Origin of the sequence: Oceanobacillus sp. Castelsardo (assembly GCF_001659985.1) — a bacterium.
Taxonomy (GTDB): Bacteria; Bacillota; Bacilli; order Bacillales; family Amphibacillaceae; genus Oceanobacillus.
Genome location: NZ_LYCS01000035.1, coordinates 1 through 680, shown reverse-complemented (window position 1 = coordinate 680; position 680 = coordinate 1). Strand labels below are relative to the sequence as shown.

The 680-nt window shown below is 46.9% G+C and carries 2 rRNA genes; both read right to left on the bottom strand.

The annotated features are described in order from the left end of the window. Positions 1 to 97: ribosomal RNA gene (locus A9178_RS18360) — 23S ribosomal RNA — on the bottom strand; the annotation flags it as partial. A gap of 301 nt (positions 98 to 398) precedes the next feature. Beyond that, positions 399 to 680: ribosomal RNA gene (locus A9178_RS18355) — 16S ribosomal RNA — on the bottom strand; the annotation flags it as partial.

Below are 680 nucleotides of genomic sequence, written 5' to 3'. Positions count from 1 at the left end.
GTTTACTTACAACTCCCCGAGGCATATCGGTGTTAGTCCCGTCCTTCATCGGCTCCTAGTGCCAAGGCATCCACCGTGCGCCCTTATTCACTTAACTAAGTTTACAATGAATAAGCGTGCTATTTAAATAGCCTTGCTTTAATTAATCTAGCTTCAGCTCCTAGTGACTAGCGTACTTCCTTTACCTTCGTACGATAAAGAAGACTTGCTTACTGGCATGGCCAGACGCAGTCCGTACGTCACTGAACAGTCGCTTCAGCCTTTTAAGTTTGATGTCTTGTTTACTCTTATTTAGTTTTCAAGGTACAAAGTTTTAGAGAGATTCACTCTCTCAAAACTGAACCAAACAACACAGTATGCTTCATCCAAATCTGGATGTTCCGTAATAAAATCCTTAGAAAGGAGGTGATCCAGCCGCACCTTCCGATACGGCTACCTTGTTACGACTTCACCCCAATCATTGGTCCCACCTTCGGCGGCTGGCTCCAAAAGGTTACCTCACCGACTTCGGGTGTTACCAACTCTCGTGGTGTGACGGGCGGTGTGTACAAGACCCGGGAACGTATTCACCGCGGCATGCTGATCCGCGATTACTAGCGATTCCGGCTTCATGTAGGCGAGTTGCAGCCTACAATCCGAACTGAGAATGGTTTTATGGGATTTGCTTGACCTCACGGTTT